This window comes from Chitinophaga niastensis (genome assembly GCF_003014755.1).
Taxonomy (GTDB): Bacteria; Bacteroidota; Bacteroidia; order Chitinophagales; family Chitinophagaceae; genus Chitinophaga; species Chitinophaga niastensis.
The window spans coordinates 1,063,380-1,087,541 of sequence record NZ_PYAW01000002.1 but is presented as its reverse complement, the minus strand read 5'-3'; the positions used below and the strand labels follow the sequence as shown (position 1 = coordinate 1,087,541).

21 protein-coding genes and 2 tRNA genes are annotated in these 24,162 nt (G+C 41.6%); 7 read left to right on the top strand and 16 right to left on the bottom strand.

All coding sequences use genetic code 11. The features are described from left to right. Positions 1-100: 100 nt before the first annotated feature. The 3 genes from CLV51_RS12995 to CLV51_RS12985 form a co-directional block, all read right to left on the bottom strand. Complete coding sequence (locus CLV51_RS12995) at positions 101-646, bottom strand: hypothetical protein (protein WP_106528454.1); 546 nt, start codon at positions 644-646, stop codon at positions 101-103. Between the two features lie 136 nt (positions 647-782). Next, the gene (locus CLV51_RS12990) at positions 783-1,562 is read right to left on the bottom strand and encodes an enoyl-CoA hydratase-related protein (protein ID WP_106528453.1); all 780 of its coding nucleotides are present in this window, start codon (positions 1,560-1,562) and stop codon (positions 783-785) included. Positions 1,563-1,571: 9 nt separating this feature from the next. Further along, a complete protein-coding gene (locus tag CLV51_RS12985) occupies positions 1,572-2,558 on the bottom strand; it encodes a DUF3667 domain-containing protein (RefSeq protein WP_106528452.1) in 987 nt (328 codons plus the stop codon). Between the two features lie 161 nt (positions 2,559-2,719). On the opposite strand from CLV51_RS12985, the gene CLV51_RS12980 reads away from it, so the two are divergent. From CLV51_RS12980 to CLV51_RS12960, 5 genes are all read left to right on the top strand, one after another. Then, the gene (locus CLV51_RS12980; protein ID WP_146151279.1) at positions 2,720-3,568 is read left to right on the top strand and encodes a hypothetical protein; all 849 of its coding nucleotides are present in this window, start codon (positions 2,720-2,722) and stop codon (positions 3,566-3,568) included. A 141-nt stretch (positions 3,569-3,709) separates the two neighbouring features. Then, positions 3,710-3,782, top strand: a tRNA-Gly gene (locus CLV51_RS12975). Between the two features lie 18 nt (positions 3,783-3,800). Then, positions 3,801-3,886, top strand: a tRNA-Leu gene (locus CLV51_RS12970). 104 nt (positions 3,887-3,990) lie between these two features. Beyond that, the gene (locus tag CLV51_RS12965; RefSeq protein WP_106528450.1) at positions 3,991-4,785 is read left to right on the top strand and encodes a Fic family protein; all 795 of its coding nucleotides are present in this window, start codon (positions 3,991-3,993) and stop codon (positions 4,783-4,785) included. Between the two features lie 168 nt (positions 4,786-4,953). After that, positions 4,954-6,399: an amino acid permease gene (locus CLV51_RS12960; RefSeq protein ID WP_106528449.1), complete on the top strand. Its 1,446-nt coding sequence runs from the start codon at positions 4,954-4,956 to the stop codon at positions 6,397-6,399. 23 nt (positions 6,400-6,422) lie between these two features. Here the strand turns inward: CLV51_RS12960 and CLV51_RS12955 are convergent, their stop codons facing one another. From CLV51_RS12955 to CLV51_RS12945, 3 genes are all read right to left on the bottom strand, one after another. Continuing rightward, a complete protein-coding gene (locus tag CLV51_RS12955; RefSeq protein ID WP_106528448.1) occupies positions 6,423-7,352 on the bottom strand; it encodes an alpha/beta fold hydrolase in 930 nt (309 codons plus the stop codon). 74 nt (positions 7,353-7,426) lie between these two features. Further along, complete coding sequence (locus tag CLV51_RS12950; protein ID WP_106528447.1) at positions 7,427-7,891, bottom strand: GNAT family N-acetyltransferase; 465 nt, start codon at positions 7,889-7,891, stop codon at positions 7,427-7,429. A 1-nt stretch (position 7,892) separates the two neighbouring features. After that, a complete protein-coding gene (locus CLV51_RS12945; RefSeq protein WP_106528446.1) occupies positions 7,893-11,174 on the bottom strand; it encodes a non-ribosomal peptide synthetase in 3,282 nt (1,093 codons plus the stop codon). A gap of 436 nt (positions 11,175-11,610) precedes the next feature. On the opposite strand from CLV51_RS12945, the gene CLV51_RS12940 reads away from it, so the two are divergent. Then, positions 11,611-12,291, top strand: coding sequence for an aspartyl/asparaginyl beta-hydroxylase domain-containing protein (locus tag CLV51_RS12940; RefSeq protein ID WP_106528445.1), 681 nt, complete (start codon positions 11,611-11,613; stop codon positions 12,289-12,291). Between the two features lie 7 nt (positions 12,292-12,298). Here CLV51_RS12940 and CLV51_RS12935 read toward each other — a convergent pair whose 3' ends face one another. Next, on the bottom strand, positions 12,299-12,832 hold the full coding sequence (locus CLV51_RS12935) for a hypothetical protein (protein ID WP_106528444.1): 534 nt from the start codon (positions 12,830-12,832) through the stop codon (positions 12,299-12,301). A 178-nt stretch (positions 12,833-13,010) separates the two neighbouring features. On the opposite strand from CLV51_RS12935, the gene CLV51_RS12930 reads away from it, so the two are divergent. Beyond that, positions 13,011-14,627, top strand: coding sequence for a vitamin K epoxide reductase family protein (locus tag CLV51_RS12930; protein ID WP_106528443.1), 1,617 nt, complete (start codon positions 13,011-13,013; stop codon positions 14,625-14,627). Between the two features lie 74 nt (positions 14,628-14,701). On the opposite strand, the gene CLV51_RS12925 is transcribed toward CLV51_RS12930, so the two are convergent. The 9 genes from CLV51_RS12925 to CLV51_RS12885 form a co-directional block, all read right to left on the bottom strand. Next, positions 14,702-14,995, bottom strand: a complete 294-nt coding sequence (locus CLV51_RS12925; RefSeq protein ID WP_158267002.1) for a DUF1330 domain-containing protein — start codon at positions 14,993-14,995, stop codon at positions 14,702-14,704. A gap of 19 nt (positions 14,996-15,014) precedes the next feature. Then, positions 15,015-15,422 carry a DinB family protein gene (locus CLV51_RS12920; protein ID WP_106528441.1) on the bottom strand — a complete coding sequence of 136 codons (408 nt, stop codon included), beginning with the start codon at positions 15,420-15,422 and terminating at the stop codon, positions 15,015-15,017. 66 nt (positions 15,423-15,488) lie between these two features. Then, positions 15,489-16,247: a helix-turn-helix transcriptional regulator gene (locus CLV51_RS12915; protein WP_158267001.1), complete on the bottom strand. Its 759-nt coding sequence runs from the start codon at positions 16,245-16,247 to the stop codon at positions 15,489-15,491. A gap of 176 nt (positions 16,248-16,423) precedes the next feature. Beyond that, positions 16,424-16,978, bottom strand: a complete 555-nt coding sequence (locus CLV51_RS12910) for a putative HlyD family type I secretion protein (RefSeq protein ID WP_106528439.1) — start codon at positions 16,976-16,978, stop codon at positions 16,424-16,426. 5 nt (positions 16,979-16,983) lie between these two features. Continuing rightward, complete coding sequence (locus CLV51_RS12905; RefSeq protein WP_106528438.1) at positions 16,984-19,179, bottom strand: peptidase domain-containing ABC transporter; 2,196 nt, start codon at positions 19,177-19,179, stop codon at positions 16,984-16,986. Then, positions 19,179-22,328, bottom strand: coding sequence for a lantibiotic dehydratase (locus CLV51_RS12900; RefSeq protein ID WP_158267000.1), 3,150 nt, complete (start codon positions 22,326-22,328; stop codon positions 19,179-19,181). The genes CLV51_RS12905 and CLV51_RS12900 overlap by 1 nt, the downstream gene beginning before the upstream one ends. A gap of 34 nt (positions 22,329-22,362) precedes the next feature. Continuing rightward, positions 22,363-23,568: a lanthionine synthetase LanC family protein gene (locus CLV51_RS12895; RefSeq protein ID WP_106528436.1), complete on the bottom strand. Its 1,206-nt coding sequence runs from the start codon at positions 23,566-23,568 to the stop codon at positions 22,363-22,365. A gap of 130 nt (positions 23,569-23,698) precedes the next feature. Then, positions 23,699-23,893, bottom strand: a complete 195-nt coding sequence (locus tag CLV51_RS12890; protein WP_106528435.1) for a class I lanthipeptide — start codon at positions 23,891-23,893, stop codon at positions 23,699-23,701. Positions 23,894-23,959: 66 nt separating this feature from the next. Next, positions 23,960-24,139, bottom strand: coding sequence for a class I lanthipeptide (locus CLV51_RS12885; RefSeq protein ID WP_106528434.1), 180 nt, complete (start codon positions 24,137-24,139; stop codon positions 23,960-23,962). Positions 24,140-24,162: the final 23 nt, after the last annotated feature.

The following is a 24,162-nucleotide window of genomic DNA, read 5'->3' as shown; positions in this document are numbered from 1 at the left end:
TAATCTTCGCTAATCTTTTTAAATCTATCTAAATCAAAAAAATAAAATCAGGGTAATCAGCATAATCAGTCTAATCCTGAGAAAGACAAACGTCCCCTCTTTAACGGTCAAACTTTTGCATCCATTGCAGGAATTTCTCCGGGTAATCTGTATCTCCTTTTTCACTGAAAAGCATAAGATTTCTGTTTACTGTGAAGCCGAGATAAATAATGTCCCTATCCATATCCACTGCTATAGCCGCTTCATCGAAGCCGGATTTACCTGGCATGTAGCCTTCGTTAAAGAGGATTTTATTTTCCACTTCTACCGGTGGGGTGACCTTATATCTTTCCAGGAAAGATTTTTTAGCTTTATTCAGGAGTGCTTCAAAGCGGCTTTTTAAAGGCTCTTTTTCAAAGAGGCCCGCCTCCACGGCATATTTGCCATTGAAACTAACGAACGCGTTCCAGGACGCCAACATATCTGTTTGAATAGTATCGCCGGCGGCGATCATTGTATCTGTAGGAGGTAAATTGATCTCATCTGCCAATACAATAGCTCTTACACTTTGCGCAGGCCCGTTACAGGCAAGGGCGTAAATAGTGAATGATAATAGTGATGTTGCAGAAATCCTTCTCACACTCATGGTTAATTTTTTTTGTTTCATAGTTAAGGGTTTCCAAAGCTGACAGGCACCACTTTCCTGTATGACCAGCTACAGTACGTACAATAAGGCATCGCCAATGGAAGGTTAACAACTCGAATAATAGAAATGTTTAATGGTTTTTCAATTTGTTGTTGTGCTATTTGCCTTTAAAGATGGGCGATCTTTTTTCCATAAATGCCTGCATACCTTCTTTTTGATCTTCCGATGCAAAGAGAAGATAAAAATTTTTCCGTTCAAAATGTAATCCTTCTTCCAGGCTTGTATCAAAAGCTTTCAGCACTGCTTCTTTAGCCATTTTAAGCGCCAAAGGGCTCATAGCAGCCGTTTCTGCAGCCAATTTGATAGCTTCCTGCAGGAAGAGCTCTACCGGTACCACCCGATTAATTAAACCTGCCTGCAAAGCCTCGGGTGCTGTAATAAAGCGACCTGTAAGTACCATTTCCATGGCCAGGGCTTTTCCTACCGCGCGGGTAAGGCGTTGGGTACCACCGGCTCCGGGCATCACACCCAGTTTGATTTCCGGCTGACCGAAGCGGGCCGTTTCACTGGCCACAATCATATCGCACAACATCACGAGCTCGCAACCACCGCCCAGTGCAAAGCCGCTTACCGCTGCGATGATAGGCTTTCTGATTTTTTTGATCGCGTCCCAGGTGCTGAACTGATCGATATTGTACATGTCGATGGCCGACTTTTCCGCCATCTGCTTAATATCTGCACCTGCCGCAAAAGCTTTATCATTTCCGCTCAGTACAATTACACGCACCTGTTCATCTGCGTCTAATATTTTCAATGCATCGCGTAACTCCCCCATCAACTGGAGGTTGAGCGCATTTAATTCTTTAGGCCGGTTTAATTGTATGTGGGCCACATAGGGCGCCACCTGCTGGTGTATAATGATGTATTCTGGCTGCATATTTTAAAGTTAAAGAAATAAGCCAAAGATAAGCCCCAGGAATATGATAAATACAAACACGGCAGCCGTTGCGTAGGTAAACGTTAGTATCCCCGCTTTCAACAACGATTTCCCAAACGATTGCTGATAGATATTCCTGAGTCCTAATACCAGGTAACCAAAAATTACCCAACTAGCTGTATTCATCACCCATTCCCAATTCAAAAAATATTCGAAGATGATGCCCACCAGCGCGAGGATAAATGCAAATGCATGGAAATGGATGGCAAAAATAGCATGATCAGCGTAAAGCCATTGCTTCTTCCGGCGGTACATCCATTTCATAAAAAGGGCAAAGAGCGGTAGCAGCAGGAACATAATTTTGGGCACATTGTGCTTGAACATTTCGATGATTGCCTTTTGCTGATCATTTCCATACTTCCGGCGCAATTCGATCATTCTTCTGGTCATTATACGTTCGCCCAATTCCGGACGCTCCTGCGGTGACAGCTTTGCCAATGCAGCATCATATTCCGCTACAGTTTTGTATCCTTTCATTTCATCAAACGCTCTCACCATCCTTCTCCCTGATTTGGAGGTGTCGTTCTTCAAAGCATTTTGCACACTCTCCGGACCACTAAACACCTTCACACTATCTCCCATTACCTGGGTCTTGATGACTGGCCCCTCATATCCGTCCTCATGTTGTAACGTAAATAATCCGAAAAAGAAAACGAAGGACACGAATACATAGAGTTTGATAGGATTGACATACCGTACTCTTTTGCCTGCCATATATTCCTTTGTGAGGAAGCCTGGCCGGAATAAAAGGTATTTCAGGGTAGTCAGGAACTGGGAATCATAGTGAAAAATGTCTGCCACAAAGTGTTTTACCAGGTGCCCAAATGTTTCATGGGGGACGGTATTTTCCTGACCGCAGTGGGTACAATATCTTTCAGGGACTTCCGTGCCGCAGTTGAGGCACTGTTTCTCCTTACGTAAAGGCTGTGTTTTCAAATGTAATCAGGTTAAAGACTGCTAAAGATAGAAAAAAATCCTACTTTATAATCTCCCCTCACAAAAACATACATTTGAAAAATTTTAAAATGATTTTTACGTTTTACTTTTGTAAAATGCACTTTATCGTTACTACCATTAAAAATCAGCGATTTACCTACATGAAGAAAACGATCTTACTGGCACTTGGAATACTTGCCTTAGCAGGAAAGGCCCGCAGTCAATACTTTTTCCAGGACATCTATAATACGCAGCAAACCGTTGCCACGATGGCGTTGCTGAAAACCAACAAGGTAAAAGTACAGGTAGTGCAAAGTATGGATGCCAATATGGACACCGATAATGACTTCCGTTGCGAACGACTGCTGAGCCCTACCTATCACCAGATGCGGGCTGTATCACAATCGCGTGCCACCGGCTATTCCGTTACCACTTCTTCTTTTTCACCCAAAGGGTTGCTGACCAAAACCACTGATAGTACTGATGCCAGCGTTACTATTACCCTTTACCGGTATGATGCCGGCAACAGGCTGCAATATATCAGCAGCACTTCTAGCGCACGTGACAGCAAAATGCGCTTCGATGAAACACGCAGCTATGCCTACGATACCACCGGGCATCTGTTGACCATGATACAGAAAAAAGGGAATAACAGCGATTCTGTTCTTGTTACCTTTAAAACAGATAGTACAGGCAATGTAATTGAAGAGCTGGAAACCCGCAAAGACATGCCGGGCAAAAGGACTTTTTATAATTATGATAAACAGGGTCATCTCACAGATGTGTTCCGTTATCATCCTTTAAAGAAGCGGATGTTGCCAGATTATATTTTTGAATATGATGATCAGCAGCGGTTAAGCAAGATGACAACAGTGAATGCGGAGCAAGCTTCTTATAGTATCTGGAAATACAACTACCAGTCGAATGGTTTACCTTTGAACGAGGAGTGTTATGGCAAGGGTAATGAATTGCTGGGAACGGTGAAATACAATTATGTTTTCAACCAATAGTCAGCATGTTAAAATTATAAGATGCATAAAATATTTTCATTCAACATGAAAAAAATTTTGCAGCTTCAAAAAGATTACTATCTTTGCAATCCCAACGAAAAAAGCCAATGGCAAAAAAGCGTTGAAAGTTCTTAAAATAATGCGAAAGTAGCTCATTTGGTAGAGCACGACCTTGCCAAGGTCGGGGTGGCCGGTTCGAGCCCGGTCTTTCGCTCTGATTATTCCCTCACAAACCCTGGTGGTGGAATTGGTAGACACGCGGGACTTAAAATCCCGTTCGCAGCAATGCGAGTGACGGTTCAACTCCGTTCCGGGGTACAAGAAAAGGCATCGATGAAAATCGGTGCCTTTTTTGTTTGTAATAGAATTACTATATTCAATTCATTACATATCTGACTTTATTTAACCACTCTTTGCATCATATGAATACTTACCAGCTTCAAATAGTAAAAGATGATTTACTTGGGAGTTTCAGTAAGAAAATTGATGCAATCGCTTTATCACAAACCTTTTCAAAATTGGAGGATGCTGAGATATCCACTTCCGATTTCAGCTTTTATACTTCCGTCGCTTCTGTATATTCAAGTAAAATTGAAGGTGAAACTATTGAATTAGATTCCTATATTAAACACAAAAGATTTGGCATTGAGTTTTCACCTGATTATACAAGAAAGATCGATGACCTTTACGTTGCCTACCAGTTTGCGAAAGAACATATTCCCAATAAAGAAAACATTTCAAAAGCCCATGGTATACCAACTAAACACATTGTAGCTAAAAACTGGCAGGGGCGCTTCAGAAATCAAAATATGTATGTTACTACAGACGATGGAAGGATTGAATATGTAGCAGCATCACCATTTATGGTTACTGCTGAAATGGATAAGTTGTACAATGATATTTCTACACTTTTACAAAACAAACTTGATATAACAGCTGCATTCTATTTTGCCAGTATGATTCACCTGGTATTTGTAAAAATACATCCATGGAATGATGGAAATGGCAGAAGTGAAAGGTTACTGGAAAAGTGGTTTCTTGCGCAACACCTTGGCCCCAAAACATGGTTTGTACAATCGGAAAAGTATTATTATCAACATCACCAGGAATACTATAATAATATCAGGTTGCTGGGACTTGAATATGATGATTTGAATTATGGTGCGGCTTTACCATTTTTGGAAATGTTGAGTACAGCGGTGTTAGGTAAGGAATAATGTTTCAAAGTTTTCACACTCTTTTCAGGATGAATAAAACCTCCCGTTAAAACTGTATTTGTTTTTGTGTTTGCCCTTGTATTTTATATCTATATCTATGTGCTAACTTTGCACTTTTGCTGAAATTAACTCATCTTACACCCATTTCTAGTTTCTAGCACCTAAACATTGAAATCAACAAACGAAAAAACCGAAGAACAAGGGCTTAAAAGAGGATTACAAAACAGGCATATCCAGCTGATCGCTCTTGGTGGTGCCATAGGAACAGGGTTATTCCTGGGGATAGGCCCAGCTGCTGTGCTGGCAGGTCCATCTGTTATTTTAGGTTATGCACTAGCCGGAATCATTGCTTTCTTTATCATGCGTCAACTGGGCGAAATGGTGGTTGAAGAACCTGTGTCGGGTAGTTTTAGTCATTTTGCTTATAAATACTGGGGGACATTCGCCGGTTTTGCCTCTGGCTGGAACTATTGGGTACTTTATATTCTGGTCAGCATGTCCGAATTAACTGCCATTGGGATATATGTACACTTCTGGTGGCCGGAAATCCCTTTGTGGTCTTCCAGCCTTTTCTTTTTTATCGCCATTAATATTTTAAACCTGGGCTCTGTTAAAGTATATGGAGAAGCAGAGTTCTGGTTTTCGATCATAAAAGTAGTAGCCATTATAGCCATGATTGGTTTTGGCACTTATTTATTGATTAGTGGAACCGGTGGAACACAGGCCAGTATACAAAATCTCTGGAGCGATGGAGGCTTTTTCCCAAAAGGCTTGCTTGATACAGACGGGAAAGGTGGCTTCCAGGGCTTGTTGGCGGCCATTGCCCTGATCATGTTCTCTTTTGGCGGACTGGAACTGATTGGGATTACCGCTGCAGAAGCCGACCAGCCTGAAAAAACAATACCTAAGGCCACCAACCAGGTTATTTACCGTATCCTGATCTTTTATGTAGGCGCACTGGTCATCCTCTTTTCTTTATCACCCTGGAAAAGTATCACAACAAACAGTAGTCCCTTTGTAATGGTTTTTGAAAATTTAAAGGGTTTTCAATTCAGCCTGGGGGGCAAAATCATTTATTTTACCAGTTTGATTGCAAATGTGTTGAACCTGATCGTTTTAACGGCTGCGCTATCAGTTTACAACAGCTGCGTATACAGTAACAGCAGGATGTTATTTGGCCTGGCTGAACAAGGGAATGCTCCTGCTTTTTTATCAGGCCTCAACAAAAACCATGTACCTGTAAAAGCCATCCTGGTATCCGGATTGTTTGTGGCCATTTGTATTGTTGTAAATAAGCTGATGCCTGAAAAAGCACTGGAGGTGCTGATGTCACTGGTGGTATCTTCTTTAATGATTAATTGGTTGATGATTAGTGTTGTGCATTTGAAATTCAAGAAGAATAAAAAGGAAGAACAGATTAAAACCAAATTCCCTTCCATTATCTATCCCCTGTCGAATTACATTTGCCTGGTGTTCCTCGTCAGCATTCTGATCCTGATGTGGATCACGGGGATGAAGCTTTCTGTGGCGCTGATCCCGGGATGGATTGTATTTTTATACCTTTGTTATTTGCTGGTCAAAAGGAAGAAACAACAAAAGGTTTCAGCACCATAATAAAAATAGTTTCAGCGCTTTGTTTACTTTATCCACGTTTTTAATGCTGCTATAAATGCTATTTGTTGGTCGGTATATAAATAGTGAGCACAGTTGTCGAGATATTTTAGTTTGTCGTTTCCAATCAGGTCCTGCAAGTTCATTACCTGTTCGGTTGAAAAAATTCCGTCATCTTTACCATATAAAGCATAAATCTTTATCTTCTCTGATTGTAAATGTTTCAAAACAGGCATTATACTCATAGTGGAATATTTTTCATTCTTCCAAAAACCTACCACTGCATCATTATTCTTTTGAGAAGAAAACTTCATATAACCAGAGTCTGATTGAAGTTTCGAGTATAAACTTTTGGCCAGATCATTTTGATTTTTTGTAGCGAAAAAACCGTTTTGCGAAGCGTGTTTAAAACAGGAAGCTCTATATTCAAATGAGCTTTTGTCCATGTTTTCCACCTTAAAAATATTGTTAAGGTTGGCACTGTCTTTTTGGGTTTGATAAATTACCTTAGATCTCTTTAATATTGTACTATATGTTTCCTGTTGCGAAAGCAGGGAACTAACAAGGATTAAAGATGTAACATTGTCTGCATATTTTTCAGTGTATAGCGTCGATACAATGCCACCAAAACTAAAGCCAATTAAAGTAGCTTTTTTAATGCCGAATTTTTTGTAAATGCCATTTAAGTCGTCAAAAGTTTCCTGAAAATTGAATTTCGCATTTTCGTCTTTCGAAAGTCCTTCGCCCCGTCTGTCATAAAGAATAACATAAAATCCATTGTCAGCAAGTTTTTGAGCGGTCGTCGCTTCGAAGGCTACTGAGCTGCTACCTGGTCCACCGTGAATAAAAATTACAGGTTTGTTTTTACTACTTCCATAAGCTTTTGTATAAAGTGTTTGTCCGCTTGTGAAAAACGTCGTTAAAAGTAAAACTACTAATCCTACTATTTGTTTCATCCAGTCAATTCGTTTTGTTTAGTTTAGTTTGGTTATTCGCAAATGACAACCAACACGACGTCTTCCGTCTTCATTTACATGCCATCAGTCATTTGTTTAAATAGAATTACAAAGGGCTGTGCATGCATAAAATTAATACCCGTATAGAACTTCATCGCCGGCATAAATTTATGGGTCATTAACGTGATGGTACCTAATCCGTGCTCAAGTGCATATTGTTCCGTATGCTTCTCTAAAAACTTTCCATATCCTTTTTTTTGCAAATCAGGCTCAATAAAAAATTCATCAATATACAGTTGCTCACCTGTCCACCATGTTTTAGTATGTGCGAATATTGCGCCTATAAAAACATTATTATCGTACAAACTAAAGCCCTTAAAATGGGGAGATGCTATATATTCGTTTAAATATTTTACCGCATCTTCAAACTTCCAGTGGTAATTCCATGGAGGCTGATTGTAGGCTTGTACAAATACCTTTGTATAAACTTCAATATCACTTTTATTGATTGGTTTAATGGTCATATTTGAGGTACTCATCTTAACAATTATTTAAAGCATCCTGTAATTTTTTCCCGAATTCACATACATTTGGTTGTTGCAGCATCGTGACATGATCTCCTGGAACATCAAAAACTTTCACCCCTTTTTGTGCATATTTTCTCCAACCCAGGCATTTAGCATCACCTACAAAATTGATACGGCTTTTGGCTTTAAAAAGATAAACAAAATTGTTAAACGGCATGATGTTATAAGCTTTGAAAGCCGTATGATGTTTTTGATTAATTAACCTGATCTGGCTATAAATCCCTTCCACACTGGGTTCCTTCAATATACCCAGCCTGTGGCCTAATCCGTTCATCTTTTTTAAGAACAGGTTGTATTGATAATTAAGTGTAGTGGAAGGGTCTTTGATAGATGATTTGATTATCCAGAGAAACTTAGGGAATTGCCGCATGATCTTTTTAGGGAGCTTTACATGCCATGATTTGTTAAAGATTGCATTTTCTGCGTCTGTGTCAAAAATCCCAAGCATTTTCACCTCTTTACCCAACGCAGTTAATTGTCTTTCCATTTCAACGGCAACATATCCGCCAAAGGAGTAACCAGCTATCGCATACGGACCATTCGGATTATGTTCCAATATCTCACCAACATAATGTCCGGCAATATCGACCATGGTTTCAGTGGCTTTACTAACTTCCTTCAGGTCCCAGGGCTGCAGGCCAAATAATGGCTGTTCATCATCCACATACTTTGCCAGCTCCTTAAAATTAAAAGTATAAAGACCATCGCCGTGGATGATATACAAAGGCATTTTATTTCCTGTGGGTTTAATAGGAATAAGTGATTGCCAGTTGGTGGTTGCATTCTCCTTTTCTATAGACGTTAATAAGGACGCAATAGTTGGGTTTTTAAATAAAATTGCCGCAGGAAGCTTTATCCCGGTTTTATTTTCAAAACGCGACATGATCTGCAGGGCCATAAGGGAGTGCCCTCCCAGTTCAAAGAAATTATCGTTAGTCCCTATCTTTTCAATACCAAATACCTCTTGCCAGATAGCTGTCATTATTTTTTCATCCTGTGTTAAAGATGCTGTATACAATGGAGCAGTTTGCCTGGGAATCTCAATATTCAGTAAAGCCTTCCGGTCAATTTTACCATTAATATTCAGGGGCAGGCTTTGCATTTCTACCCATATGATAGGCACCATATAATCCGGCAGCTTAGCTTTTAAATAGTCAATGATAACATGTTTATCAAAAGTTCCTTTTGGCACTACATAACCTATCAGATCTTTTTTACCATCCTTATCCTCTTTTGCGAGCACTACTGCGCTTTCCAGCTGTCCGCCCTGATAAAGTATGTTTTCAATTTCACCCAATTCAACTCTAAATCCCCGTATTTTTACCTGGTTATCTTTTCGACCGATAAATTCCATGTTCATTCCCGGCAGCATCCGCCCCAGATCACCGGTGCGGTACATTTTAGCTCCATGGGCCGCATTAAAAGGATCGGTTAAAAACGATGCGGCTGTTTTCTCAGGGTCGCCGGCATAACCTCTGGCTACGCCTACGCCCCCTATGAATAATTCGCCTGTAACTCCGGTGGGTACAGGTTGCAGCTGATCATTCAGAATATAAAAAAAGTTATTGGTAATAGGTTTACCATAAGGGATACTTCTCCAGTTTGCCTCAGTTTTTTCAACAACAAAATAGTTTGACCAAACAGTGGCTTCTGTAGCTCCACCAAGACTTATCACATTAGCTACCGGGAAAAAATGTTTTATTTTATCAGGCAAGCTTACTGGTATCCAGTCGCCGCTTAAAAATACAAGTCTTAAAAAATGCTGTTTATAATCATTGTTCGTTAATGTTAACTCCTTCACTAAATAATCCAACGTAGAAGGTACGGAGTCCCAAAAAGTAATGCGGTAACGCTGAAGCATCAACTGTAATTGATTAATATCACTTACTTCCGCTTGCGTTGCAATTACCACCGATCCGCCGGTAGCTAAGATTCCGAATATATCATAAACAGAAAGATCAAAACACATGGAAGTGATAAAGAGTAAGCGGTCATCGGCTCCGACTCCGAAACGATTGTTTACCCATAAAATGAGGTTCACCGCTGAATGATGCTCAATCATTACCCCTTTGGGTTTGCCGGTTGAGCCTGAAGTATAAATGGTATAAGCCAGTTGCCGGCTATCAATATATATGTTTAAGTTACTTGTATCGTATTTGCTAAGCTCAGCAGTGCTGATATTAATAGCCTCTGCATCGGGCATCAGGGAGTTAAGCGGGTACTCCTGGTCGGTTATCAGCAGGCTTACGGCAGAGTTTGAGAGTATATACTGCTGCCTGTCAATCGGGTAATCAGGATCTACAGGTATGTATGCGCCTCCGGCTTTAAATATAGCGTACATGGCTGTAATCATATCAAAACTACGCGCAACGAGCAAGCCGACGTTGTCGCCTGGTCTTATGCCGTGTTCAACAAGCAGTCTGGCCAATTGATTGGCCCGGTCATTTAATTCCTTGTAGGTTATTGACTTATTCCCAAGCTGTAACGCTATATTATCGGGGGTTTTTACTACCTGTTCCTCCAACAGTGTATGCAGCGTTTTATCCATAGGATAAGGCGCTGTCGTATCATTGAACATGGCTAGTTCACGTAACTCATCATCAGTAAGCATCGATAAGGTACCTATTTTTTGATTGGGTTGGTTTAATATAGCTACCAGCAATTGTTTGTAATGAGTAGCGATTTTTAAACCAGCTGCTTCATTAAACAATTTAGCACTATAAAGCAGCTGCCCCTCCATACCGGCATCACTTGTATATAAAACAAGCCCGATATCATAATTTAAAGCAACTTGCTTAAAAGCATCAATAGTCAGTGCTGCTGATGCCGGTTTGATAACAAACACGCCACTTAAGACAGCAGTATAATCTTCGTACGATTTTTCGTTCTGTTCCTTTGCTGCTTTTACAATAGCAATTAACCGATGTAAAGATTCGGTAAAGGTCTGTTCTCCGCTTAGTTCGTCATATACGGGTATCAGTTTATCATCCATCAGGGATGCAATATGGCTCTCCTTTTGATTGCCGTAACGATATAAAAGGATTTGAAATGCAGTAAGCAGCACATAATCAAGTGTGGTGTTAAGTTCTTTGCTGAATCCCAATAATTGGTTTATGAAACAACCATCTGCTTTAATAGCAACCGGGGTGTTTTTTATTTCGCTATCAGAGGGACCACCATTGCTGGATGATGAATAGAGCGGTGATTTCTCAGTGCGTAAGGGATTGCCACACATTCATTTAATAATTTTGATGTTACAATGGAGATAATTCTTTACGAGTCAATATTTTCAAAGTTTTGAACGGCAAGGGAAAGGAGATACTGCTGCTGAATGTAAATAAGCCCTGTTATTAATTGCCTTAGACCCAGCGATTAACGCATTATTAATGTCAAGAATTGCAAATTAGATATTTATTGTCAGTTTACAATATATTTATGTGACCATTCTTTAGATTTAGCAAGGTGAACGCTATTTTTTGATTACCTGCTGATTGCTTGTTTAACCACACAAACCTGCTCTTTTATTCACTAGATAAGGTAAGCCATCAACCTATAATTTGTTGAGATCATTCCTTAAACAGATGTGTATTATGCCAAGACATAAATATTATCTTACATTCAGGTAAATAAGATGAAAACCATCATTTTTTGCGATGGCATAAAAAGCTGATATGAATTATATAAAGTTTGCTATCTTTTATGATGTAAAAAAGCTTTGTGCTGATCTGGACGAGGTTTTAAAAGAAGAATGGCCTGCACATTTTAACACCAAAGACTTTAACGGGGACTGGCGAAGCATTTCCCTTCGCTCTGCAAGTGGAAACAGCCATGACATTTACGCTCATTCAGGCGAAACCTATAAGAATACACCAGCTCTCAACCGGATGCCATATGCAAAAAAGATCATAGATTCCTGGCATTGCGATAAAGAATCCATTCGTTTATTGTCCCTTGCTCCGGGGAGTATCATCAAGCCTCACAGGGATCCTGGCTGCGCTTATAGCGATGGCTCGTTCAGAATCCATATTCCTGTCCTGACCAATCAGGGGGTATATTTTACAATTGAGGAAGAACAGCTGCATTTGAAAGCAGGAGAATGCTGGTATATTGACTTTAGCAACACGCACAGTATTGTTAACGAAGGTAATACCAGCAGGGTTCACCTGATTATTGACGGAATAAGAAATGAATGGACAGATAAATTGTTCGCGGAGCATGGGTATCAACTTACAGAAAAAGACCTGCCTGCAAGCTACGATGCAGCTACAAACGCCAGGATCATTGAGGAGTTAGAGAAAATGAATACCGAAACAGCCAGAGATCTCATCGCCAAACTGAAAGCCGGGAAATGATCCCCCATTAAGCATCCTGTCCTTTTAAACAAAGCCAGTTCTCCATATGCGGAAAAGGTTTTGTATTTAGTTGCAGCGCGTTTTTCTCGTCGTAAGCCATTCCATGATATTGCAACATTGGCAAACCTATATACCTCCCGGCTTCAAAATTACGGATAAGGTGCTCGTGTTCTCCCTTATACCCGTGTTCATGAAAAACAATTTGCGCAGGAATTTGCAGATGTAAACAAGCGGCATAGCTCCATGCCAGGGCCATCAGCTCTCCACCTCTATGCAAATCAGTATCGGGCAAGTCCCCGTCAAGTTCACATCTGATGTGGTAAGGCTGTGTAGCCAGATGACCTGCTTCATGAAGTATATCACCAGGATATAATAAGCGATCGGAATCAATACTCAATCCTCCCATTTTAATTCTTACTCCAGGCAAAAAAGAAGGAGCATCATACGATTCGAGTACTACATGTAAACCAATCTCTTTCAGAAAATCAGTAAAAAGGGTGATGAGTGCTGTCTTTTCATGTGTAATTAAGGTAGCCTGCAATGTCGATATTTTTATAAAAATACAAATGATTTCCTTTCTCTGGTATGTTATTACTATTGGAGAAAAAAATATTTTCAGTGCGAAAATACCGCAATGCTAATAAGTAATTTGTACAAATAAACCTGAATTCTTATAATTTTTTCCTCATCAACCGTCACCTAAATTCCTTTATACGTTTATGAAAGAAAACGTTGCTTCCCCTGTATTTGAAGACCTCGCACACAAATGGATGAAAAAACTCGGTATTGCTGTTAATAAAGATTTTATTACACAGGAACTCCAGGCACATCCCGACTATCCGGCACTCACCTCTCTGATCGATTTTTTGGATATGGGTGGCATGAAATATTATGCACTGGAAAGTGAAAAAAAATATATCACTGAATTCAATTACCCGGTACTGGCGCACATAAAAGAGGCGGAAGGAAAAGGATACCTGATCCAGGTAAATACACCGCATGAATGGGATGAAAACGAAATCCTGGCAACACGATGGTCGGGGATAGTATTAATCCCTGATGAGCATCCCAGCTGGGAGTATGAAGCGAATACTCAAATAATAAAACAGGAACGCATTTTAAAATTATTTGCAGCAGCTACTGTTTTAATTATCCTGTTGGCCATTGGCTATGTATTCAGAAATAACCTGCAACCGCTAACAATTGGCTGGGGCTTATTATCACTTACCGGCGTAGCTATAAGTATAATGACCATTGCAACAGAACTGGGTATGCAGATAAAACTGGTAAAAGAAGTTTGTAATTCTGTTAGTCCCCGGGGCTGTGATGCTGTATTAAAAAGTAAGGAGGCGAAAGGTGTAGGAGGCATCTCAGTGGCACATGCAGCACTCTCCTATTTTATAGCGCAATTTGCATTTTTCATATTCAGCAGCAGCTCACCCGCCTTGTTATACACAGGTATGGTGGTGTCATTGCCATTGATAATAGTAGCAGGTATAAGTTTGTATTCACAAAAATTTATTGTGAAAAAATGGTGTGCCCTTTGTTTGGGCATAGTAGCGGTACTGGCTGTGCAATCCCTGGTTACCGTCCTTAATTTCTCTGCTGTTTATGCATCTTTTCAGGCTGTACATATAATCGCCTACTTTATTACCATGGCGTTAATCTGTGCATCTTTGGTACCGGTGAAAAATGGCATAAAAAGTATTCGCGAACAAATGAGCGCTGCACAGGATTTAATGAAATGGAAAAGAGACAGTGACTTATTTGCATTTCAGTGGAATAAAAACCCATATATCAATACCAATACCTGGAAAGAAGAATTACAACTAGGTAACCCGGAAGCTGCATTGCAGCTTACCATTGCCTGCAATCCCTATTGCGGCCCCTGCGCAAATACGCATAAAGTACTTGACAAGCTGCATCATATATACAAAGAAGTTATTAACATACAAATACGTCTTACCTGCGATCCCGATCACCCCACCGACAAAAAAACAATAGCTGTAAAAGCTATCCTGGAACAGGCCACCATACTTCAATCAGATGCACACAAAGCACAGATGTTATCTGACTGGTTTGAATGGATGAATTTAGAAAAATGGCAACTTAAATGGGCACCTGTGCAGGATAAAAATGTAACAGCGCTCATGAAAAAACATGCTGAATGGATGAAAACCGCTGATATAAAAGGTACGCCCACCATTTTTATCAACGGACGCGAATTACCACGTAAATACCTGCTGGAAGATTTGTTTCAGTTGATACCTGTACTTGTTGCATCTACTGCTGTAGCGGGAAATGGCGAATTAAAACCAATGGCGTTAACAGATTAATAATTACTTAATATCAGTAAAGCGGGTGTCTCCTACTTATGAAACACCCGCTTTTGTTATAATTCCATTACACACTACCGATTAAGATCCTTTACCAACACCATTGTGCAATTGTCGGTAGAACGCCGCCTGATAGCCTTTAAGGGTTGATACACCGGATCGTTATAACAATTTAATGCCGCTTCTTCCGACGGAAATTTAATGATCGCATTCATGTGTTTTGGTGCACCTTCTACGGCGATTCCTGCTAAATCGGCCGCAAGTACAACTGCTCCATATTTATGCAACAAAGCGGTTACCGGTGGACCATATTTCTCAAATTCTTCCATGTTTGTGATATCGTAACTATTGATATAATATACTGCCATTTGAACCGGGCTTTTAATATTAATAAGTGTATTCCGGTGGTGTAATGCCTTTGCAACGTAAATAAACGGTTGCCTGCCCCCGGTGGTGCGTGATATGATCCATAGTAGCATAAAATCCCTTTATCCCATTATCACCAGGGGCAATGTTCCCGATGCTTTCTTTTAATGCGCGGAAGGCACCTGTAAGGTAGGCGGTTGTTTCATCTTTACCTGCTGTTATGGCAGGAGGATTCCAGTCGGATTCCTTTTGTTTTATGAAGTTCTCTTCCCACCAATAAATCCCGTAGCCTATGTGATGAAGCAGCTCGTTAAAGGTCCAGATAGCATCTGCCGGTTTAAAATCGTAAGCATCCCGTGGCATGGCGGCGGCAACGCTTAATGTATAATTTTTAGCGTTTTCCAGTGTAGTTAATAATTGCTCTTTCATAATATTAAGTTTGATAAGCAAAACTACCCAGCAGGAATACAATAGATTTAAGGAAAATTGCTGTTTTTAAAATCGCATAGCAGACGGCGGTTTTCCAAACTGTTTTTTATAAGCAGCAGAAAAATGCTCCAGGCTATTAAATCCGGAAGAAAAAGCAATGGTTGTTACAGGGAGATTGGTGTTACAGATCTGGAGGTTGGCTTGTTTGAGCCTTATATCCAGCATATAACCGTAGGGAGTAGACGAAGTGATCTGTTTGAATATGCGGTTGAAATGAAATGGGCTCATATTCCCCAGCGCCGCTAATTGTGGTAAGGTAATATCATCTTCAAAATTTCCATTGATAAATTCCTTTACCGATTCTATAACGGGAAGATAATTTCTTTTATGCTTATCATTAAGAACCGGCAGTGGTTTCCCCTTATTGCCGGATGACAATACCAGCAGAAAAAGTTCGGTCATTAATTGCTCCACCCAAAGACGCGGGAAATGAGGTTTTGACAACAGCGCAAATATACTATGGTGAAGATATTCCATTTCCGGAGTCGCCTTCACCAGCACTGACTGTATATCTGGATTTTTAAAGAACCAGGAGAATTCCCCGGCCTGTTCTTTTAAAAGTCCTATACTTTCTGCCGGAAAAGAAAAAATGGTGCATTGATCCGGCATATCATGCACATGCCCCACCTGGTGTTCATACCCTGGTTTACAGAGTAAAAATAAACCGTTATAGGCGTCCAGATCATTTCTAAAAACTTTGAACTGGAAGTTACCTTTACGTATATAGGCAATCGCAAAGCTTTCCTGGTATTCTTTTTCAGACACGGTACACTGCTGACACCGGCATAAAAAATTATGTACTGTGCAAATTGATGAGTTATAAAGCGTTTGTATTTCCGCCTGCATTCGTCTAAGTTAAGCCATTAATGAAGATGATTTCCCAATATGGCTCAAATTTAATAGTGCATACTGACAACCCTATGTCAGGAAAGATATAACCCTCAAAATAATTTCCCGAATAGTCGCTGTAGTATGCTCCTGTCTTCCTGCAGAATTTCCGCCTTTCCTTCCAGCCTGAATTGAGGAGGAATTTCTTTGCCGGTGCTGGTAAACAGGTTATTATCCAGTTTTATTTCCACGTAGAAGGTACTATCAGTCATTACACCTGCACGCGATGTAACAGTGCCTTGCAACATCCCGAATTCGTCATAAGGATAGGCGGTTAATTTGATCAATACTTTTTGTCCGGCCTTAATTTTCCAGGTGTCTGCAGCTGCTACATCCCCACGCACGGCATATGTCTGCATATACGGTGTGATAACAACATTAGCGGGAACGACTTCCGGATAGCGGAAAAACCAGGCGCTGCCAAAAGCACACAATACCAGGATGCCTATCAGTGTGATGCCACTGCGCACAATCCAGGGTGGCATTTTACCCATGATCTCCTGCACTTCTTCACTACGTACCTCTTCCAGTGATGCATGGCGCTGGTGGCCATCCGACTGTGTTATTCCGTTCAGGAATGCTGTTATTGCGGCTTTATTTTTTGACATAATTGTTAACCTCCCAGTTCCAATTGATTTTTTACTAATTCAAAATAACTTCCGCGATGAGCAGTCAGTTCTGCATGTGTACCTGTTTCCACAATACATCCTTTTTCAAGTACAATGATCTGATCCGCATTCTTTACAGTACTTAACCGGTGAGCAATAACGACCACTGTTTTTCCTTTAAAGAACTGTTCCAGGTTATCCATAATCACCCGTTCATTATTGGCATCCAGGGCGCTGGTAGCTTCGTCGAAGAAAAGGTAATGCGGATCTTTATAAATAGCCCTGGCTATCTGGATACGTTGCTTCTGACCGGCGCTGATGCCACTGCCTGAATTGCCTATTTTGGTTTGATATCCCAGTGGAAGTTCCTCAATAAAGTCACGGATATTAGCTGCTTCTGCGGCATGGATCAAGCGGTTATTATTTATCTTTTCATCACTGATAGCAATATTTTTAGCGATGGTTCCTGAAAAAATGAATCCATCCTGCATCACGTTACCGCATTGACGGCGCCACCATTTGGGAGAGAGCCGCCGGAGTTCCTGGTTACCTACCAACAGCTCCCCTTCTGTGGGTTCATAAAACTGCAGGAGCAATTTCATAAGCGTGGTTTTGCCGCTGCCACTGGTGCCCACAATAGCCGTCACCTTTCCTTCCGGAATGATAAGGTCAATATCTCTCAACACATAAGGTGATTGTTTCCCGCCATATTGAAAGGACACCTGCTGAAGATGAATATCCTTGCTACTTTTGTTTTGTGGAGATACCACCATTTGTTCACCTGTTTCTTCCTCCTCACGGTTATGTATTTCTCCCAGCCTGTCAAGGCTAATCCTGGCATCCTGCGCCGACTGTACAAATGTCAGTAATTGCTCCAGTGGGCTATTCATTTGCCCGATGATATAACTGACTGATAACATCATTCCCAGTGTGAGATGTCCGTTCATCACCTCCCGGGCACTGATAAAAGAGATCAGGATATTTTTCAGCTGATTAAAAAACACGGATCCTAATTGCTGGTATTGGCCCAGTGCCAGGCTTTTCACACTTATTTTATACAGGCCCGCCTGCACGTGCTCCCATTCCCAACGCCTCGCTGTTTCGCAGTTATTCAGCTTGATCTCCTGCATGCCGGTAATTAATTCAAAGAGGATGTTCTCATTATCACTCATACGTTGAAAACGTTTATAATCGAGTGCTTTACGGCGGCGAAGGAAAAAGAATATCCAGATAATGGCGGCAGCACTGAAACATACAAATACCAATAATATCTTCAGGCTATAAATACCCAGCACGATGGTAAATACAAACAGGTTCACAAAAGAGAATAGCGTTGAAAGCGTAGTTCCGGTTAAAAAACTCTGTATGCGTGCATGGTCGCCGATGCGTTGATGGATATCACCTATCATTTTGGTGTCGAAGAACCGGATAGGCAGCTTCATTAATTTGATCAGAAAATCAGAGATGATATTGATATTGATACGGCTGTTCATGTGCAGCAGTATCCAGCTTCTGATCATTTCAATAGCGGTAGTGCCGGCAAATAACAACAGCTGTGAAATCAATACCAGGTATACAAATCCAACATTCTGCCGGTTGATACCATAATCAACCAGGCTTTGCGTGAGGAAAGGAGTTATCAGCGACAATGCACTTGCCAGCAGCACGCTCAGAAATAGCTGCACCACATATTTGCGGTAAGGGCGCAGGTATTTGAATAAAAACCGGAAACCGGTATGTGCAGATGAGGTGCCTTTTTGCTGATAAAAAGCGTCACCGGGTTCCAGCATCAATACTACCCCGAAATTATTATTGCCCTGCCAGCAACGTAAAAAAGTTTCCTTATCAACTTTCACTATTCCATGTCCGGGATCAGCTACCAGGATTTTATCATTTTTTTTATGCCGGTTGTATTCCTGCGGTGGCAACACTACAAAATGCTGCTGATTCCAATGCAGGATACAGGGTAATTCCACGTTTTCATCCAGCTGTTCAAAGCTGATCTTCACCGCATTGGTACGGAAACCTATTTTTTCGGCGGCCTCGCTGATTCCCAGTAAGCTCACACCTTCGCGGGTAATGTTTGCCTGCTCCCGCAGGTACTCCAGGGAATAGCTGCGGCCATAATGCTTTGCTACCATGCGTAAACAGGTAGGTCCGCAGTCCATTGCGTCCATTTGTTTGTAGAAAGAAAATGCCATTATTTTGCCGTTGCTACCATTGCTAATTGTGATAAATAATATTTTTCCAGGAAATGATACAGTACCAGTTCATGTTTCCGTTGTTTAGCTACAAATATTCTGTTGAGGAACATGTGTATATGACTGGCGATGATGCTCAGGTAACGCCCTCCCTGCAGGCTGTCTTCATCAGTTAACTGCCTGATCTCAGCTATCGCCGCTGCTGTAACAGCAGACCGCTGCCGGTACAAATCGGTTACTTCCGTAATCTCATTGGCTTCATCTGCTGCAATATTCATAAAAGATAAAATTTCCTGCTGATGTTTTCTGTATTTATCGTTGAGTAATTTATGTAATAATTTTGCGCCGCCAAATTCGGTGGTAAAACTTTCCCGCAAAGTGGCCAGCAATTGCTTTCTTTCCGTTAGGGTAAGACCAAAATCATCCAGCATTATATCTACCCCCCGCATAGCCAGCTTCCACCGGTACATCTCTCCTTCGGCCCCTTCCAGCATATTTAATATGCCCAGCACCGCGATGCTGTCGGCACAGAACAGCTGCTCACTATACATGATGGTGTCTGCACCATAACGTTCTATTTCACGCACGTAGGTATCACATTGTATTTTTTGCACCTGGCCGGTGCGTATATATTTTTGCAGTGCTGTTTCTATCAGGTGCAGGAGCACATCGTTATTAGACGGATGGGCACTATTTAAAAATCTTAATCTTATATGAGGTTGCGGGTCGCCATAACGCAGAAAGAAAAACTGCTCAAACAAACCATCTTCCTGCCATTCCGGTACCTGCTCTGCAAAATAACCGGATAATAGTTCTTCTGCTATCATGAAGCCGCAATAAATTTTTACATATAACCATTCACTTCCGGGAGCAAAATTGCGGGGTGTAAGCCGTGCCATAGAAATATCCATATCCTTTCCGGCAACAGGACGCGGCTTGTCCGACGTCAGCGTACAGGTTAGCGGAATCAATAATTCATGGGCATATATATTGTCTTCATGATCACGTACCACTCCGCCTTTTTCTTCAAATAAAAACTCTTTCAGTTTCACGGTAGATGACTTGCGTATCTGATCCAGCAGCACTTGTATACTTGCCGGTTGTGTAAGGTCTATCACTAATTCATTATCTGCTTCTGACAACAATACTTTTTCGGGCATTTCCTGTTTAGCCCTGTATTGCTCAAAGAAAAGTAATTGCGCGGCTTCGTCTTCACCCAGCTGTTCAATGTCTTTGGCAATCATGGTCCAGCATGCCCGGCTTACGATAATGTTTTTATACATTACGCGTGGCAGGCGTTGCCTCGAAGCGAAAACGCCCCAATCCCAGTGCAGGCTGGATACTACAGACTGGTGTTGCAGGTCGCATAAAAACTTATAAATGGGCAGACTGTTAAAGCTATAGTTATGCGCAGAACTTAAACGTGGAATTACCCGTTTATTCAAACGCCTGCTTCTTAAAACTACTTCATTATTTCTTACAGACACCATCAGATCAGATACAGGTATCTGGTAAGCCCCGGCAACACCGGCAACACCAATATAAGGAATTTCAAAAGGACGCAAGGCTGGCCTTATTAACACATTGGTAGCCCGTGCTTCCGGGAAATGCACTACTTCCGCCAGCACCACATCCGGATTGGCAGCAGCCTCGGCTTCCAGTACTGTTTTCACTTTTTCTGCCAGTTGTATATCGCCGTTGCAGAAGCGGCCCAATAAATTGGCCGCAGAGGGGCCTCCCATTGAATGTAAGGCAAATAAGTAATTACCTTTGTCTGCCTCTCCGGCAGCCGGAGCCAGCAAAGTGCCAAACAAATAAACGCTGCTGGCCATTTGTACGGTTTCCGGATCTCCCAGCCTGTTAAGGTCTTCATCTGTTATCATCACCGTGTCTTTGCCTTCACGGAGAAACTCCTCGTATTTATCGAGGGCTAACTGTTGCAGCAGCGACCAGTTCACCGTTGTATTTTCAGCAGGTGCTGCACTAGCCACATCTTCCACAAAAGGAGCATGCACGGTGCTTTCAATGCCGGCACCATAACCGATACCTGTTTCTCCATCCAGCACCAGGTTCAGTGGCATTTCCTGCGATTCATACAGTTCCCGGAAACGGGTGGCAAAACCGGACATATCTGACTGCCCTTTCGTATAGCCGTGACAGAGCGCCAGCAAACTATTTACCTGTGTAACAATACCCTGCATGAGTGTTTCTCCCATGGTGCATTGCGAGGCTGTCTTAAACAAATCTATCTGCAACAGATCTTTCGGTGCACTTAAAGGGAATGCTGTTTCACAGGTTTGGTGGATGGCAGCCAGCCGTGTTTGTTCATAATCCTGCTGCTGAAACAGCTGTTGCAGGGCAATAAGTCCGTCGCGCAATGCAGCTGCATCTTCAATAGATGAAAGGCGGTTGATTAAAACTTCCAGGTTATCAGTTCCTGTTATTTTCGGTTCAATATCAGCAATCAGGAGCTGCGCATCAATCAGTTCCCTGACAAAGGCTATAGCTTCTTCTTCCGGGATGGTATTGTCTTCCGTAAGAATTATTTGTACCATAGCCGGTATGGTGAGGCCACTTGCTGTTTCACGGATTATTTTCTCTATAAACACGGAATCTTCCACAGCGGTGAGCAGGTATTTGCGTCTGTTGTTGGTGATGGTATATTCTGCGTAGCGGTATTTATCGCCGCTTTTGTAAATGCTGTTATTGGGGTAATAATACAATACATTACTAACAGCCGGCAGCTGCTGAATATGATTGCATATTTTGGTGTAATAATCCATATCCAGGCGCACGTATTGGTGTGCATCGTGGATACTGTTGAGCTGCAGACTGGTAGCCTTATCCACAATTCCGGTAGTACACCCGGCAAACAAGCCATAGGGCGTACTCCTGGTACATGCCCGCACCCAGTATTTGTACAGCGACTTACGCAACTTATCTGTCTTTTTCTGGTTGAAGGCTGCGGGATCGCTGATATATCTTTCCAGTTCCTTCAGCAGGTCCTTTGAAGCGATGTACAGGGCATAGATGAATAAAGGATTGTTGTGCGCCAATTCGGGTAAACTGCCCTGCAAGACCTCCCTGTACCTGTTTATAGGAAAAAGCGGACTTCTTAATAAGAAGAATCCTGTATGTGACAATGCCATAGGTGATCCTTTATTTAATTTATTGGAAATATTTTCAGGAGAGCAAAAAACATTCATCCCATGATAATGGCTGCTGGTGCAGGTGTGATAACAGTGATAATCCTACGCCGCTGCCGCCGTCCAGCAGATCCCAGGAATAATCCCATTGTTTATCTTTTCCTTGCCATACTTTAATACCATGTTGACTTCCATCTTCTGAAAAGGAAATTTTTTCTACCGCCCTTTTATGCCAGTGTGTGGCGCATTTATAAAAAGCCATATCATTTGTTTCGAACCAGAATTTCCGGTAGAATGCAGCGATACCACCGGAGCCATGGCAGATGCAGTTATCCATGATACCGGCAGTTTCATCTGTATCGCGACGGATATTGTAATACATGATATTTATGGCATCGTCCATCCAGCTTTTTTCTGCCAATGTTTTACCACAGTGCCATAGGGCTATGGCTACATTCAAATCACCATAACACCAGGACAGCCTGCTGCTGCTGGATTTACCATCCAGTATAGCCGGATACAATGCATGCAGGGACGCAGCAGTAACTTTATTTTTATGATGAAGGATAAAAGTGATGCTTTCAGCAATAAGTTGTTTACATGCTTCACGGGCGATGCCGGCCTCGTATATTTTTGCCAGTATAATTAATACGGCACAGGAACCATGCGCGAGGCTGAAGGAGTTTACATAGATCCCCTGGGGCTTATCATGCGTAAAAAAAAATGGCAGGCTTCTGCCTTTATCTGTCATTTCGCTTAATTCAGTGATTGTATGCACGAAGTGTTCCAGGTGTGCTACAACATCTGTTCTTTTTGTGAAGCTCAGTAAAAAATTACAGATGCCGGCACTTCCATGAAGGAAATCGAAATTTTTGTTAGCGATATGAAAATTACTTTGTACGATAGCTGAAGTAATAAAATCTGCTGCCAGGTCATCCACGTTTATGTCCAGGAATTCGTGTCTGTTGAGATGATCCAATAACCAGAACGGGCCTGTATGTCCTGAGCAGAAAGAATAATTGCTACCTTCTTCCGGTGCATAGGCGGTGTATAATTTTTCCAGCAGTGCAGCAGCATTATCTGCCTGCTCATCCACATATTGTTCATAATAAAACATAAACAGTAATCCACCCCATGGGCCTTTGAACAAACTGTTGCTATAGCCCGGATCATATTTATCATGGCTGAGCAGGAGAATCATGTCGTTATAAATATGCTGTAACTGTGATGTTGTATTATTCATTTTCAAAAACTATTTGAAGTGTACAACCGGAAAAGCAGTTGCTTTCCCGGTTGTATGAAATGGATGCAGATGATGCTCATGCGCTGATACAGTCAGCTGCTCCTTAATTGATCCCACATACCTGCTGTTATCAAGGTATCATGCAGCAAGGACGGCCAGGAGCAGGACTGGTAGCTCTGCAGCTGGAAATCTGGCGGGTATCATCTGTACAGAAAGCTGTGGCAAAACCACCCAGCAGCTGATCTTGTTGTTCAACAGTCAGCTGTGCTACTGTTTCTTTGTTGAGCAACAGTTTTTTGCTCAGATCAATTTTTTTCTTTTTCATACTGTAAATAGAAAAATGAGGGCCCTCCCCTGTCTATAGCCATGGGGCGGTTGTTCAGCTTATTGATTAATGAGTTCTTACACAACCTGCGGGACAGGTAGTTTCATCTGTTTCTACGCAGCAGGCGCTCCACCGGGTCAATGGCATACCACCTACTAATTTGGATGTTTCCTGTTGATTCAGTTCTACAATGGCTTCTTTTTTCAGCATTAATTTTTTGCTGAGTTCAAGTTTTTTCTTTTTCATACTATAAATGGAAAGATTAGCGT

What these genes read in the sequence shown, in the direction of transcription:
- CLV51_RS12995 (WP_106528454.1), bottom strand. Translation starts at nt 646, where the DNA reads ATGAAACAAAAAAAATTAACCATGAGTGTGAGAAGGATTTCTGCAACA.
- CLV51_RS12990 (WP_106528453.1), bottom strand. Translation starts at nt 1,562, where the DNA reads ATGCAGCCAGAATACATCATTATACACCAGCAGGTGGCGCCCTATGTG.
- CLV51_RS12980 (WP_146151279.1), top strand. Translation starts at nt 2,720, where the DNA reads ATGAAGAAAACGATCTTACTGGCACTTGGAATACTTGCCTTAGCAGGA.
- CLV51_RS12965 (WP_106528450.1), top strand. Translation starts at nt 3,991, where the DNA reads ATGAATACTTACCAGCTTCAAATAGTAAAAGATGATTTACTTGGGAGT.
- CLV51_RS12955 (WP_106528448.1), bottom strand. Translation starts at nt 7,352, where the DNA reads ATGAAACAAATAGTAGGATTAGTAGTTTTACTTTTAACGACGTTTTTC.
- CLV51_RS12950 (WP_106528447.1), bottom strand. Translation starts at nt 7,891, where the DNA reads ATGAGTACCTCAAATATGACCATTAAACCAATCAATAAAAGTGATATT.
- CLV51_RS12945 (WP_106528446.1), bottom strand. Translation starts at nt 11,174, where the DNA reads ATGTGTGGCAATCCCTTACGCACTGAGAAATCACCGCTCTATTCATCA.
- CLV51_RS12940 (WP_106528445.1), top strand. Translation starts at nt 11,611, where the DNA reads ATGAATTATATAAAGTTTGCTATCTTTTATGATGTAAAAAAGCTTTGT.
- CLV51_RS12930 (WP_106528443.1), top strand. Translation starts at nt 13,011, where the DNA reads ATGAAAGAAAACGTTGCTTCCCCTGTATTTGAAGACCTCGCACACAAA.
- CLV51_RS12925 (WP_158267002.1), bottom strand. Translation starts at nt 14,995, where the DNA reads ATGGCAGTATATTATATCAATAGTTACGATATCACAAACATGGAAGAA.
- CLV51_RS12920 (WP_106528441.1), bottom strand. Translation starts at nt 15,422, where the DNA reads ATGAAAGAGCAATTATTAACTACACTGGAAAACGCTAAAAATTATACA.
- CLV51_RS12910 (WP_106528439.1), bottom strand. Translation starts at nt 16,978, where the DNA reads ATGTCAAAAAATAAAGCCGCAATAACAGCATTCCTGAACGGAATAACA.
- CLV51_RS12905 (WP_106528438.1), bottom strand. Translation starts at nt 19,179, where the DNA reads ATGGCATTTTCTTTCTACAAACAAATGGACGCAATGGACTGCGGACCT.
- CLV51_RS12900 (WP_158267000.1), bottom strand. Translation starts at nt 22,328, where the DNA reads ATGGCATTGTCACATACAGGATTCTTCTTATTAAGAAGTCCGCTTTTT.
- CLV51_RS12895 (WP_106528436.1), bottom strand. Translation starts at nt 23,568, where the DNA reads ATGAATAATACAACATCACAGTTACAGCATATTTATAACGACATGATT.
- CLV51_RS12890 (WP_106528435.1), bottom strand. Translation starts at nt 23,893, where the DNA reads ATGAAAAAGAAAAAAATTGATCTGAGCAAAAAACTGTTGCTCAACAAA.
- CLV51_RS12885 (WP_106528434.1), bottom strand. Translation starts at nt 24,139, where the DNA reads ATGAAAAAGAAAAAACTTGAACTCAGCAAAAAATTAATGCTGAAAAAA.